The 13,346-nt window shown below is 35.4% G+C and carries 12 protein-coding genes; 10 read left to right on the top strand and 2 right to left on the bottom strand.

What is annotated here, in order from left to right:
- The first annotated feature begins 20 nt into the window (after window positions 1-20).
- From J3U23_RS07780 to recG, 4 genes are all read left to right on the top strand, one after another.
- Window positions 21-1,235 carry a CinA family nicotinamide mononucleotide deamidase-related protein gene (locus J3U23_RS07780; protein WP_267337422.1) on the top strand — a complete coding sequence of 405 codons (1,215 nt, stop codon included), beginning with the start codon at window positions 21-23 and terminating at the stop codon, window positions 1,233-1,235.
- A 173-nt stretch (window positions 1,236-1,408) separates the two neighbouring features.
- Window positions 1,409-1,699 carry a DNA-directed RNA polymerase subunit omega gene (gene rpoZ / locus J3U23_RS07775; RefSeq protein WP_065563143.1) on the top strand — a complete coding sequence of 97 codons (291 nt, stop codon included), beginning with the start codon at window positions 1,409-1,411 and terminating at the stop codon, window positions 1,697-1,699.
- Between the two features lie 19 nt (window positions 1,700-1,718).
- On the top strand, window positions 1,719-3,827 hold the full coding sequence (gene spoT / locus J3U23_RS07770; protein WP_220225826.1) for a bifunctional GTP diphosphokinase/guanosine-3',5'-bis pyrophosphate 3'-pyrophosphohydrolase: 2,109 nt from the start codon (window positions 1,719-1,721) through the stop codon (window positions 3,825-3,827).
- 5 nt (window positions 3,828-3,832) lie between these two features.
- Window positions 3,833-5,926, top strand: coding sequence for an ATP-dependent DNA helicase RecG (recG, locus tag J3U23_RS07765; RefSeq protein WP_267338940.1), 2,094 nt, complete (start codon window positions 3,833-3,835; stop codon window positions 5,924-5,926).
- A gap of 127 nt (window positions 5,927-6,053) precedes the next feature.
- Here recG and ulaG read toward each other — a convergent pair whose 3' ends face one another.
- Both ulaG and ulaR read right to left on the bottom strand, forming a co-directional pair.
- Entirely contained in the window at window positions 6,054-7,121 is a 1,068-nt protein-coding gene (gene ulaG / locus J3U23_RS07760) for an L-ascorbate 6-phosphate lactonase (RefSeq protein ID WP_065733831.1), read from the bottom strand.
- Window positions 7,122-7,148: 27 nt separating this feature from the next.
- Window positions 7,149-7,910, bottom strand: coding sequence for an HTH-type transcriptional regulator UlaR (ulaR, locus tag J3U23_RS07755; protein ID WP_065563139.1), 762 nt, complete (start codon window positions 7,908-7,910; stop codon window positions 7,149-7,151).
- A gap of 440 nt (window positions 7,911-8,350) precedes the next feature.
- Between ulaR and J3U23_RS07750 the strand changes: the two genes are divergently transcribed.
- The 6 genes from J3U23_RS07750 (at window position 8,351) to lptM (ending at window position 13,334) form a co-directional block, all read left to right on the top strand.
- Window positions 8,351-10,117 carry a PTS ascorbate-specific subunit IIBC gene (locus tag J3U23_RS07750; RefSeq protein ID WP_065733832.1) on the top strand — a complete coding sequence of 589 codons (1,767 nt, stop codon included), beginning with the start codon at window positions 8,351-8,353 and terminating at the stop codon, window positions 10,115-10,117.
- Window positions 10,118-10,152: 35 nt separating this feature from the next.
- A complete protein-coding gene (locus J3U23_RS07745) occupies window positions 10,153-10,626 on the top strand; it encodes a PTS sugar transporter subunit IIA (RefSeq protein ID WP_065563137.1) in 474 nt (157 codons plus the stop codon).
- A 3-nt stretch (window positions 10,627-10,629) separates the two neighbouring features.
- Window positions 10,630-11,322: an L-ribulose-5-phosphate 4-epimerase gene (locus tag J3U23_RS07740; RefSeq protein WP_267338939.1), complete on the top strand. Its 693-nt coding sequence runs from the start codon at window positions 10,630-10,632 to the stop codon at window positions 11,320-11,322.
- Between the two features lie 20 nt (window positions 11,323-11,342).
- Window positions 11,343-11,987, top strand: a complete 645-nt coding sequence (locus J3U23_RS07735; RefSeq protein ID WP_065563135.1) for a 3-keto-L-gulonate-6-phosphate decarboxylase UlaD — start codon at window positions 11,343-11,345, stop codon at window positions 11,985-11,987.
- Window positions 11,988-12,052: 65 nt separating this feature from the next.
- Entirely contained in the window at window positions 12,053-12,943 is an 891-nt protein-coding gene (locus J3U23_RS07730; RefSeq protein WP_267338937.1) for an L-ribulose-5-phosphate 3-epimerase, read from the top strand.
- A 250-nt stretch (window positions 12,944-13,193) separates the two neighbouring features.
- Entirely contained in the window at window positions 13,194-13,334 is a 141-nt protein-coding gene (lptM, locus tag J3U23_RS12090) for an LPS translocon maturation chaperone LptM (RefSeq protein ID WP_267330634.1), read from the top strand.
- Window positions 13,335-13,346: the final 12 nt, after the last annotated feature.

Below are 13,346 nucleotides of genomic sequence, written 5' to 3'. Positions count from 1 at the left end.
TTAATTAGCTAGGGATAATTATGAATCAGATAAAAGATCCACTCAAAATTGAGATGCTTAGTACTGGAGATGAGGTTTTATATGGTCAAATTGTTGATACTAATGCAGCTTGGTTATCTGATTTTTTATTTGAAGAAGGCATTTCTATCACTTCGCGCCATACAGTAGGGGATGATTTGTTGACATTGGTTGATACTCTGCAAGAGCGTAGCTTGCACAATGATATTTTAATTGTGAATGGAGGGTTAGGACCAACAAGTGATGATCTAAGTGCACAAGCAGCTGCACAGGCTAATAATGAGTCTTTGGTTTTACACGATGAGTGGCTTAAAGTGCTTGAACGCTACTTCCTGAATCGAGGTAGAAAAATGCCATCAAGCAATATCAAACAAGCAATGTTACCTCAAAGTGCAACGTTAATTGATAATCCAATCGGAACGGCATGTGGCTTTAAGATGGTGATAAATAATTGTCTATTATTCTTTACGCCAGGCGTTCCTTCTGAATTTAAAGAAATGATTAGAACTTCAATTTTGCCTGACATTAAGATGATCTATCCTATAACCGAACGTAAACTCTGTTATCGATTAACCACCATGGGGCGAACAGAAAGTGATTTAGGAATGGAGATCGAGACTTCATTAGATATTCCTGATTTTATTACAGTTGGTTATCGTGCAGCAATGCCTATTATTGAATTGAAATTAACTGGGCCAGAAAGTAAAAAAAGTGAAATGGATAGCGCATGGCACAAAATAAAGTCTATTGTTGCAGATAATTTACTTTGTGAAGGTGTTAATCAAGGTGTATCAGGTTTAGCTCAGGTTGTATCAAGATTGTTAAATGAAACGAATCAATCTATTGTGGTCATTGAACAACAATCAGCTGGAGTAATTGGTTATCACCTATTAGAAGCCAATGCCCCCGTGGTGAAATCAGAAGTGGTACCTTTTGTGATGGAAGAACCACTTAATTACTTTTCACAAGTATTGCAAAATCAAAAAGCCGATATTGCGCTAGGGGTAGTCAATTTTCAAGAAAAGAATACGGAATTTACTTTAGTTATTGTCACTAAAAATCAAGAATTGCATTTTAAATTGAAGTATACTGGTAGAGTTCAAAATAATAAGATCCAACAACAAATTTTATCTGCGATTGCTTTAGATGGTTTGCGTCGTTATCTTTTAAATCTGCCTATCATTGGGCCTAACGTTTGGTTAGAGTTATTGGTATAGTTTTATCGTATAGTTTTAACAAATAGTTTTATAATATTGCTTCCGCTTTTAGAACGATTTTACAGGGGTTTTTCATTTGTTAGTAATATTAGTTATGGACAATTCCCTACAAAATTAAGTAGAATAGCGGATCTTTCAATTGAAGCATATAAGTTAATATATTAGAGGTAAAAATGGCTCGTGTAACTGTCCAAGATGCAGTAGAAAAAATTGGTAATCGCTTTGATCTCGTTTTAGTTGCAGCAAGACGTGCTCGTCAATTACAAGTTGAAAACAAAACGCCACTAATTCCAGAAGAAAACGATAAAGAAACTGTAGTTGCTTTACGCGAAATTGAAGATGGGCTTGTAAATAAACAAATTCTTGATACTGCTGAATTCCAAGCTCGTCAAGATGAAGAATCAGAAGTGCGTAATGCTCTTCATGAAACGGTACTTTTAGAAAATACTCCCTCATACGAATAAACATTGCTGAGAATTGTCCATGCAATATTTTGAAAGCTTAAAAGAGGTTGTTGCATTTTATCTTCCAGCTAAACAAGTTGAATTAATTCAAAATGCCTACTTTTTTGCGAAACAAGCGCATGAAGGACAATTCCGTTGTAGCGGTGAACCCTATATTACTCATCCGGTTGCTGTAGCAACCATTTTAGCCGATATGCGGCTGGATTATGAGACCATCATCGCTGCACTTTTGCATGACACCATCGAAGATACCCAAGTCACCTTTCAAGATATAACACAAAAATTTGGCAAACATGTTGCCGTGTTAGTTGAAGGTGTTTCGAAACTTGATAAGTTAAAATTTAGAAACCGACAAGAAGCTCAAGCTGAAAATTTTCGCAAAATGGTTTTAGCCATGACCGAAGATGTCCGAGTGATTCTAATTAAGTTAGCTGATAGAACGCATAATATGCGTACTCTTGGGGCATTAAGACCGGATAAACGTCGACGTATTGCTAAAGAAACATTAGAGATTTATGCTCCTTTGGCTCATCGTTTAGGTATTCATCATATTAAAACTGAGCTTGAAATACTTGGTTTTACGGCGATGCATCCTAATCGCGCTAAAGTTCTTGAAAAAGTCGTTAAGATTGCTCGTGGCACCAGAAAAGAGCTTATTCAGCAAATTCTATCAGAAATTAAAGGGCGTTTAGCTGAAGCGAATATCAATGCCCAAGTGGAAGCGCTTGAAAAGAACATTTATGCTATTTATCAAAAGATGCAACTTCGTGAACAGCATTTCCATTCAATTATGGATATTTATGTTTTCCGAATTGTAGTTGATGATGTTGATACTTGTTATCGTGCACTTGGTTTAGTCCATAACTTATATAAACCTCGACTTAATCGTTTTAAAGATTATATTGCTATTCCTAAAGCGAATGGTTATCAATCATTGCATTCATCATTGATTGGCCCACATGGTACGCCTGTGGAAGTGCAAATTCGAACCGAAGATATGGATCAAATGGCAGAAATGGGTGTTGCTGCACATTGGATTTATAATGAAAATGATGAGTTAAATAACACTACTACTCAGATTAAAGCCCAGCGTTGGATGCAGAGCTTGTTGGAACTTCAACAAAGTGTTGGTAATTCATTTGAGTTTATTGAAAATGTTAAATCTGACCTTTTTCCAAAAGAAATTTATGTTTTTACACCCAAAGGTCGAATTGTTCAATTACCTGAAGGTTCAACAGCAGTTGATTTAGCATATGCTGTGCATTCTGATATCGGTTTCCAGTGTATTGGGGCTTTAGTTGATCGTAAACCTTACCCGCTTTCTCAACCTTTAAGCAATGGTCAAACTGTTGAAATTATTACGTCTCCAGAAAGTCGTCCTAATGCAAGCTGGCTTAATTTTGTCGTTAGTGCTAAAGCAAGATCTCGCATTCGACAAGCATTGAAAACCTTGAAGCGCGAAGATGCTATTTTATTAGGTCGTAAATTGCTTAATTTAGCGCTTATTAAATCGGGTGGAATCGACTCGCTAACTGATAAGCAGAAAGATCGTATTGTTAGTTTGACTAAGTTGACTTCGTTTGAGGATGTATTAGCTGAAATAGGGCTAGGCAATATTATGAGCCATTTTATTGTCAAAGGCCTTGAACATAAAGCGCTTTTATTTAATCAATCTGAAGAAAATAAAACATTAGTTATAACAGGAAGTGAAGGGGTATTAGTTACTTTTTCAAAATGTTGTCATCCTATTCCTAATGATCCTATTGTCGGTCATGTTAGCCCTGAAAAAGGTTTAACTGTGCATCATGAATCTTGTCGCAATGTTAGTGGTTATCAGAATAATCCCGATAAATATATTTCGCTTAAATGGGCACCAGATATTGAGCAGTTTTTTGTAGCTGAAATTTGGGTAGATATTATTAATAATCAGGGTTCTTTAGGTCATGTTCTTTCTATCATTAATGATGAGAAAGCACATATTCAATGGTTAAACACGGAAGAAAAAGATAGGCAAATCTATACAATTATTTTGCAAATTGAAGTTAAGAATACTCAACAACTTAATGATTTAATTCGAAAATTATCACTACAACAAGATGTAGTGAGTGTGACACGTAATATTAATTAGTTATTATGGTTGATCGTTTGCTAAACCGAATACCGCTTGCAAAATTAGCTGGTATTGGGCCTAGTTTAGAAAAAAAATTCTTTGCACTTGGTATTAAATCTGTTCAAGATCTCTTATTACATTTCCCTTTACGTTATGAAGATCGTTCGACATCTTCAGCAATTAGTGATGTTGCTATTGGTGAAACGACCACAATTTTAGGTCAAATTATCAAAAGTGAAATAATTACAACTAAACGTAAAATGTTGCTCTGCTATATTCAGGATGATTCTGGTATCGCTATTTTACGTTTTCTCAATTTCAACATGGGTATGAAGACAGCCATGGCATCCGGTAAATGGGTGAGGGCTTACGGAGAAATAAAGAGGGGGAGCCATTATCCAGAAATGATTCACCCACAATTTAATATTCAATCAAAAAAAGAGGAGTCACCTAGTTTTTCTGAACCAAACGAAGAGCGATTTACGCCGATTTATTCAACTACCTATGGGTTAACTCAGAATGTCATCCGTAAAGCAATACAATCGGCATTAATATTGTTAAAACGAAACCCACCAGCTGAAATCTTACCGGTTTCAATAAGCAATGGTTATTTATCTGTTGTTGAATCATTAGATATTATTCATAATCCATCATTAACAACGAATGTAGATCAGCTTATTGATGGAGAACATCCAGCAATAAAGCGTTTTGTTTTTGAAGAGTTGCTTGCTTATCATTTAAGTATGTTGTTTATTAAGGTTGATAATCAAAAACAACATTCTTATCCAATGCATAGTAATAAGCGTTATTCTCAGCCTTTCCTTGCTTCCTTGCCATTTGAACCGACAAATGCGCAAAAAAGAGTCGTACAGGATATTTATCAAGATATGGCTAAGTCAGTTCCAATGATGCGATTAGTTCAGGGAGATGTGGGCTCAGGTAAAACGTTAGTGGCAGCTTTAGCCGCTCTAAATGCTATTGAAAATAATAAGCAAGTTGTTTTAATGGCGCCGACCGAAATATTAGCCGAACAACATTTTCATAATTTTTGTCGATGGTTTGAGCCACTAGGAATAAAGGTTGAGTTGTTAACTGGGCGATTGACCGCAAAAAATAAAAAACGACGATATGATGATATTGAATTAGGCGAAATTTCAATGTTAATTGGTACTCATGCCGTATTTGTTGAGAAAGTTAAGTTTTTCCAATTAGGATTGGTGATTATTGATGAACAACATCGCTTTGGTGTAAACCAGCGATTAAGTCTTTGGGAAAAAGGTATTAAAGATGAGTGTCATCCTCATCAATTAATAATGACAGCAACGCCAATTCCAAGAACCCTGGCGATGACAGTTTATGCAGATTTAGATGTATCAATCATAGATGAATTACCTCCAGGACGAACGCCAATATCGACGATAGTGATACCAAATTCTCGTCGTGATGAAATTATTGAACGTGTCAATCAAGCTTGTATTGATAATCGCCAAGTCTATTGGGTTTGTACTTTAGTTGAAGAATCTGAAACGCTTGATGCTCAAGCTGCAGAAATGTTAGTTGCAGAATTACAAGAACGCTTACCGCATCTTATTATTGCTTTAGTGCATGGCAAAATGAAATCAGATCAAAAACAATCTGTCATGCAGTCTTTTAAAGACGGTAAAATTCAATTATTAGTTGCCACAACGGTTATTGAAGTCGGTGTTGATGTGCCTAATGCCAGCTTGATGATTATTGAAAATGCTGAACGTTTAGGCTTAGCACAACTGCACCAATTACGTGGGCGAGTGGGGAGAGGTACTGCAATATCTCATTGTGTTCTTATGTATCAAGCACCTTTAAGTAAAATAGCTCAAGCACGTATGAAGGTGATGCGAGAAAGTAATGACGGTTTTGTTATTGCCCAAAAAGATTTAGAGATTCGTGGTAGTGGCGAAATTCTAGGTACAAGGCAAATAGGGGTAGCTAACTTCAAAGTAGTTGATTTAATCCGTGATCAACATCTAATTAATGAAGTGCAAAAAGCCTCTTATTATTTACAGAAGAATTATCCCGAAAGTGCTAATCAGCTAATTGAATGTTGGCTACCTGATCGAGAAAAGTACATTAATGCTTAAATTATAATAGTAGTTGAGAACTGCAATAGCTTTTTTTCATATAATATTCAATAAAAGCAGATGGTTATTCATAAAAAAGGACTTATAGCGATATCTATAAGTCCATAAATATTAGTGTTAATTTTATTTATAAGAATGAACGGTATGGTAATTCCGGCTCATCGGTAAAGATATCTCTGAATCCTCGATAGTGCTGATAATGCATTTTATTTTTATCAGTAGGATATGTATATTTACCACCAACTTGCCAGAAAAATGGTCTAAATTGATATTCTAGGCGGTCTTTTTTCATATCCCATAATACTTCTATTTCACGAGGATCACTTTGGAAATTAGACCAAATATCATGGTGGAATGGAATGACCACTTTAGTGTTGAGAGATTCTGCTGCGCGTAAAATATCTGACGAAGTCATTTTATCGGTTACACCACGTGGATTTTCGCCATAAGATAAAAGAGCAACATCAATTTTATAATCATTACCGTGTTTTGCGTAATAGTTTGAATAGTGAGAATCCCCTGAATGGTAGAGTGAACCACCGGTTGTTTCGAATAAATAATTGACTGCACGATCATTCATCCCATCTAAAATGGATTTATCTGTTGATGAAACACCTTTAGGTAAAGTTACAAGTGATGTTCTATCAAATGAATCTAAAACATGAATCGTAATATCACCCACATGTAAGGTTTCACCTACTTTTGCAACAATACAGCGTTCTTCCGGTACACCCCAACTTTTCCATAATTCGACACAAGCTTTAGGACCAATAAATTTTACTTCTGGTGAGCAATTTTGAATAACTGCAGCTGCAACATTGACATCAATATGGTCCGCATGATCATGTGTCGCCATGACGGCATCAATTTGTTTAATAGCAAATGGATCTAAAACAAATGGGCTGGTTCTTAAATTAGGTTGTAATTCACGTACACCTCCCATGCGCATCATCTGGTGTTGTTTGTTCATTAAAGGATTGGCGTGGGTTTTTTTACCTGTACCACACCAGAAATCGACAGAAATATTGGTGTTACCAGCTGATTTCAACCAAATTCCCGTACAAGCAAGCCACCACATGGTAAACGTATTAGGTTTAACTTCCGTATTTTCTATCTCTTCATTAAGCCAAGTTCCCCACTCAGGAAAAGTGTTTAAAATCCAAGAGTCACGGGTAATTTCATTCACTTTACTCATACTATGTTCCTTTTCTTCATTTAATAGTTAAACTAATATTACTTCTACGCCTTGCTCTTTTATGCAATCGATTACTTCTTTATTCGCTTGTTTACCTGTAATTAAAATATCGATTTTATTTACAGGACAAAAAAGCATGCCGGAGTTGGCTTTAGTATCGATTTTGGAGCTATCTACCACCACAACTAATTTTTCAGCTTTTTCTAAAATTTGTTGTTCTGCAACTGCACCTAAGATCTCATTTTTATAAAGACCAGTTGGTGTTAATGTTTTGCCACTAGTAAACATCCATTTTGCTGCATAAGAATCTGTAAAGCTGGCAATAGGGTTGAGTATGATATTTTGTGTTTTGTTATATAACCCTCCCATAATGATGACGTTTTCATGATCGTGTTCAATTAAATAACAGGCTAATGGAAAGTAATTGGTAATAATTGAGACATTTTTACCACACAATTCGCGCCCTAATAAAAATGCTGTTGAACCGCAATTAATCACAACGTTTTCATCACTTTCGCATAGTTTAGCTGCACGTATCGCGATGCGTGCTTTTTCATGATAGTGATCGGTATTATTGATATCTATTGGTGCCCATATAGGTTTTTGTTCTTCTAACCGTAAAATACCATTACGTACTTTTCGCACTCGCCCATCTAAAGCAAGTTTAGTTATATCTCTTCTAGCTGTAGCCGGAGAAATGGAGAAAATTTCAATTAATTCGGTGACTTTTAACTCACCTTTTTCATTGACTAAAGCAACAATTTCGTTGTGTCGCACAATTTCATTCATTGATAACCTCTTATAACATCATGAGCTAATTTGATTATTTGTGATAATAATTATCATTGGATTTATTGTCAATCGCTGATCATGTCTCATTAAAGATGAAATAATTTAATGCATTGATTAATATAGCTATAATTTGATTTGCATGGTGTTTTTTTTAGCGATAATGTGATATCCATCACAGTTTTACAGTTGATTGTTATAGAAAAGTGATCTACGTCAAAATAATCATAAATAATCATTGAATGATTAATTGTGATTATGGAAGATGAATATCAGTTAATGAATCACGATTGATTAACTGAGTAAAGTTTTAAGAAAAAAACTAACCTCACACTAAACAACCATATAAGTGGCATCTGGATTGCGTTAATTATCCTGCATTGAAAAGTTAATAAGGATTTGTAATGCAAACAGTGTCCAATAACCAATGAGAGGGGCATATGGAAGTAATCTATAACATTTTCTACATTTTTTATAGTCAAGTCATGACGAAAGCACCTTTGTTATTAGGCTTGGTGACAATGCTTGGTTATTGTCTTTTACGCAAAGACATAACCACAATTTTAAAAGGAACAATTAAAACCATTGTTGGGTTTATGTTGTTACAAGTGGGTTCAAATGTGTTGGTTTCGACCTTTAAGCCGGTTATTGCCAAATTAGCTGAATATCATGGTATTAAAGGATCTATCATTGACACTTATGCATCAATGGTTGCTGTTGAAAACGGTATGGGTGATCAGTATTCGTGGGTAGGATATGCGGTTTTATTAGCTCTAGCAATTAATATTGTTTTAGTCATTTTTCGTCGTATTACCGGTATTCGTACCATAATGTTAACAGGCCATATCATGTTCCAACAAGTAGGGTTGATTACTTTATTCTATTTCCTTTTCGGTTATGGCATGTGGGAAACAATAATCTATTCAGCAATCATTACAGCGTTATATTGGGGAATATTTTCCAATATGATGTTTAAGCCTACCGAAGCGGTGACTGGTGGTGCTGGTTTTTCAATTGGACACCAGCAACAACTTGGTTCTTGGATTGCTGTTAAATTGGCACCAAAATTAGGCGATAAAGCCAATTCTGTTGATAACCTTAAATTACCTAAATGGTTACATATCTTTCATGACAGTATCGCTGCTACAGCAATTGTTATGACATTCTTTTTTGGCATTATTTTGCTCTCATTTGGTTTGGATAATTTGCAAACTATGGCTGGCTCTACTCATTGGACTATTTATATTCTTGAAACAGGATTGAAATTTGCTGTTGCCATACAAGTTATCGTTGGTGGGGTAAGAATGTTTGTAGCTGAATTATCTGAGGCATTTAAAGGTATTTCGGAAAAATTGATCCCTAATGCAGTATTAGCAATAGATTGTGCTGCGATTTATGCATTCTCACCTAATGCTATGGTATTTGGTTTTATTTGGGGGGCATTAGGACAATTTTTAGCGATTGCTTTATTACTTATTTTCAAATCACCGATTATGATTATTCCTGGTTTTATTCCAATGTTCTTCTCTAATGCGACAATTGGTGTTTTTGCAAACCATTTTGGTGGTTGGAAAGCGGTGATGAAACTCTGTTTTGTTATGGGCATGATTGAAGTATTTGGTTCAGCTTGGGTAATTCACATTTTTGCTCAAAATGGTACTCCTATTGACGCTTGGATGGGTATGGCTGATTGGGCAATTTTATTCCCACCAATTTTACAAGGCTTATCATTCTCTCATTTATTCATCTATTTATTAATTGCATTAGCTTTAGTTTATATGTTTTTTGCTGCAAAACAGCTTAAACAAGAAGAAGCAATGCAAAAAGATCATCCAGAATTTAACGATAATCAACAAGATGTTAATGAAGCTGTGGTAGATAAAATGGATGAAGTAGCCGTGGCTGAAGGTCGTCCGATACGTATCCTTGCGGTATGTGGAAGTGGGCAAGGTTCTTCAATGATGATGAAAATGAAAATAGCTAATTATCTAGATAAGAAAGGTATTGCAAATGTGATGGATTCATGCGCGGTAACTGATTACAAATCACGTTTACCCAATGTTGACATTATTGTGGCTTCAAAACACTTGATTCACGAAATCGAAGTTAATGAAGGACAACATGCTTTAGGTGTACAAAATATGCTTAATCCAAACACATTCGGTGATGAGCTTATTGAGATTATTAAAAAAGTACTTGCTCAATAATCGATTAAATATAAAGAGAAGAAAGGAGTACAACGATGGCTTTGAAAGAATCATTAATTGAAAATAATTCAATATTATTAAAAGCAAATGCTGCTAATTGGCAAGAAGCTGTCAAATTAGGTACCGATATGTTAGTCGCTTCAAATGCAATTAAACCTTCTTATTATGACGCAATTATTCACTGCGTTAAAACAATGGGGCCTTATATTATTATTGCACCTAATTTTGCCATGCCTCATGCCAGACCAGAAGATGGAGTCAATCGTACTGCTTTTGCTTTAGTAACCCTTAATCAACCAGTTTATTTCGATGGCGAAGAAGAACCTGTTGATGTGCTTGTTACTTTAGCAGGAAGTACATCAGATCAACACATGGAAGGATTAATGGAGGTTACCCAAGTGTTAGATGATGAAACCAGTGAAACCGGAGTCAATCTTGATAAGTTAAGAGCTTGCAAAAACAAAGAAGATGTTTATGCGGTCATCGATAAGGCATTAAATGGAGGCTAATTTATGTATCAAGCATTAAAAGAAAGAGTATTAGCAGCTAATTTAACATTGCCTCAATATCATTTGGTGACATTTACATGGGGCAATGTGTCCGAGATTGATCGTGATAAAGGTGTTATTGCTATTAAGCCATCAGGTGTCGAGTATCACAATATGAAAGTTGATGATATTGTAGTGGTTGCACTAAATGGTGACATTATCGAAGGTCATCTCAATCCATCAAGTGATACCGCTACTCATCTTGAGCTTTATAAAGCATTTAAAGATATTGGTGGTATTGTTCATACGCATTCTCGTTATGCGACTATTTGGGCGCAAGCAGAACTCGATGTACCTGCCTTAGGAACAACCCATGCTGACTATTTTTATGGTGATGTGCCATGTACGCGTCGATTAACCGATAGCGAAATAGCAAATGATTATGAAAAAAATACTGGACTGGTGATTATTGAAGAGTTTAAACGACGCGGGCTCGATCCTAAAGCGATGCCGGGCGCAGTTATTTCTGGTCATGCTCCATTTTGCTGGGGTAAAAATGCTTTAGATGCTGTGCATAATGCCGTCGTATTGGAAGAAGTCGCAATGATGGCTATTTCTACACGTCAACTTAATCAAACAATAAAAATTCAACAAGCTTTATCGGACAAGCACTATATTCGTAAACATGGTGCGAATGCTTATTATGGTCAAAAATAGAATGCAAGAGGGCAAATAAAATGACAAAACCTAAACTACAAATCGCATTAGATCAAACAGAATTACAACCAGCTTTAGAAGTTGCAAAAAATGTTGCTGGTTTTGTGGATATTATCGAAGTGGGAACAATTCTTGCTTTTGGAGCAGGTATTGGTGGCGTTAAAACGTTAAGAGAAAAATACCCTAACCATATCTTGGTTTGTGATTTAAAAACTACCGACGGTGGCGCGATTTTAGCCAAAATGGCTTTTTCAGCAGGTGCTAATTGGTTAACTGTTTCAGCGGCTGCACATATTGCAACTATTGAAGCCTGCAAAAAAGTTGCTGATGAATTTAATGGAGAAATTCAAATAGAATTATATGGTCATTGGACTCTAGATGATGCCAAAGCCTGGCGAAAGTTAGGTATAAAGCAAGCTATTTATCATCGTTCTCGTGATGCAGAATTAGCTGGATTTGGATGGGGTGAAGAAGACTTAGTTAAAATGCGTCAACTTTCCGACTTAGGCCTTGAGCTCTCTATCACGGGCGGTATTGTACCTGAAGATATTCATCTTTTTGCAGGAATCAAAACGAAAGCCTTTATTGCTGGTCGTGCTCTTGCTAACCAAAATGGTCAACAAACTGCACAAGCTTTAAGAGAGCAGATAGCTAAATATTGGTAATTGGTATATTGCAGTTGTCAATTCAACTGCAATGCATATTGTTCCATTTTTATTAGGTTTAGATTATGACAAAAAGAGCAATAAATATCAAAAAAACCACGCCTCGTATTGGTATTTATGAAAAAGCATTACCAAATGATTTAACGTGGCAACAAAAATTTAATGAAGCAAAAGCATTAGGATTCGATTTTATTGAATTATCCATTGATGAGTCAGACGAACGTCGAGCAAGGCTGGATTGGTCTGATGATGAAATTTATTCATTACGTCATTTGTCAGAACAAATGGGCATAGCTTTGCACTCTATTTGTTTAAGTGCTCATCGGAAATATCCATTCGGTTCCAATGATGAACATATTCGTGCACAAGCAAAAAAAATAATGAACAAGGCAATAGTACTTGCTTATAAATTAGGTGTCAGAGTCATTCAGCTTGCAGGATATGATGTCTATTATGAACCAGCAAGTAATCAAACCCATCAACGCTTTATTGAAGGTATGCAGTGGAGTGCCAAACAAGCAGAAAAAGCAGGTATTATGCTAGCGGTAGAAATAATGGATACTGACTATCTTAATTCACTAAGTAAATTTGAGATTCTGAAAAGGGAAATACCGTCTTCATACTTTATGGCTTATCCGGATGTTGGTAATATTTCTGGTTGGAATTACGATGTGTGCACCGAACTATTATTAAGTCGTGATCATATTGTGCAAATTCATCTTAAAGATACCAAAAAAGTTAAATCTAATTATTCTGGGCAATTTCGAGATTTAGTTATTGGTGAAGGCGAAGTTGATTTTCCGGCCATTTTTAATACATTAAAATTAATGGATTATTGTGCTCCTTTTGTGATTGAAATGTGGGCTAAAGATGATAATTGGAAGCAAAATATTATTACTGCTCAACAAAGCCTAAATGCTATGGCATCCCAAGCAGGATATGCACTATTCTCCTAATTTATCTGTAATAAAAATATGATATAAAGCTCAATTAATGTCTTATTTGGGCTTTATCTATTCAGTCGAATTAAAAAATAGTCATCAGAACGCATCAGAATGACATGTTATTTTTAACCTTAAGATCATTATTAAACTCTTTTATAGCAACATATTAATATTAAGAGATTTTTATTTATTCTTTCCACCAATTGGCCTATCGTGTAATATAATGACCATTATAACAAAATGAAAGAATTGCGAATATTATATGAAATCAATGATCAAATTATTCTCCATATTATTAGCCATCTTGACATTAGTTGGTTGTGGTTTAAAAGGCCCACTATATTATCCCAATGAGCAGTCAAGGACATTTGTTCAATCTAATGATGTGAGTAACATAGCTTAAAGGAATAATTCA

Origin of the sequence: Gilliamella sp. B3367, from assembly GCF_026536825.1 — a bacterium.
In the GTDB taxonomy this organism is placed as follows: domain Bacteria; phylum Pseudomonadota; class Gammaproteobacteria; order Enterobacterales; family Orbaceae; genus Gilliamella; species Gilliamella apicola_E.
Note: the sequence above shows the minus strand (reverse complement) of the source record. Positions and strands in the feature narration are given on the sequence as shown.

Coding starts and splice junctions, on each gene's coding strand:
- J3U23_RS07780 (WP_267337422.1), top strand. CDS start 21: ATGAATCAGATAAAAGATCCACTCAAAATTGAGATGCTTAGTACTGGA.
- rpoZ (WP_065563143.1), top strand. CDS start 1,409: ATGGCTCGTGTAACTGTCCAAGATGCAGTAGAAAAAATTGGTAATCGC.
- spoT (WP_220225826.1), top strand. CDS start 1,719: ATGCAATATTTTGAAAGCTTAAAAGAGGTTGTTGCATTTTATCTTCCA.
- recG (WP_267338940.1), top strand. CDS start 3,833: ATGGTTGATCGTTTGCTAAACCGAATACCGCTTGCAAAATTAGCTGGT.
- ulaG (WP_065733831.1), bottom strand. CDS start 7,121: ATGAGTAAAGTGAATGAAATTACCCGTGACTCTTGGATTTTAAACACT.
- ulaR (WP_065563139.1), bottom strand. CDS start 7,910: ATGAATGAAATTGTGCGACACAACGAAATTGTTGCTTTAGTCAATGAA.
- J3U23_RS07750 (WP_065733832.1), top strand. CDS start 8,351: ATGGAAGTAATCTATAACATTTTCTACATTTTTTATAGTCAAGTCATG.
- J3U23_RS07745 (WP_065563137.1), top strand. CDS start 10,153: ATGGCTTTGAAAGAATCATTAATTGAAAATAATTCAATATTATTAAAA.
- J3U23_RS07740 (WP_267338939.1), top strand. CDS start 10,630: ATGTATCAAGCATTAAAAGAAAGAGTATTAGCAGCTAATTTAACATTG.
- J3U23_RS07735 (WP_065563135.1), top strand. CDS start 11,343: ATGACAAAACCTAAACTACAAATCGCATTAGATCAAACAGAATTACAA.
- J3U23_RS07730 (WP_267338937.1), top strand. CDS start 12,053: ATGACAAAAAGAGCAATAAATATCAAAAAAACCACGCCTCGTATTGGT.
- lptM (WP_267330634.1), top strand. CDS start 13,194: ATGAAATCAATGATCAAATTATTCTCCATATTATTAGCCATCTTGACA.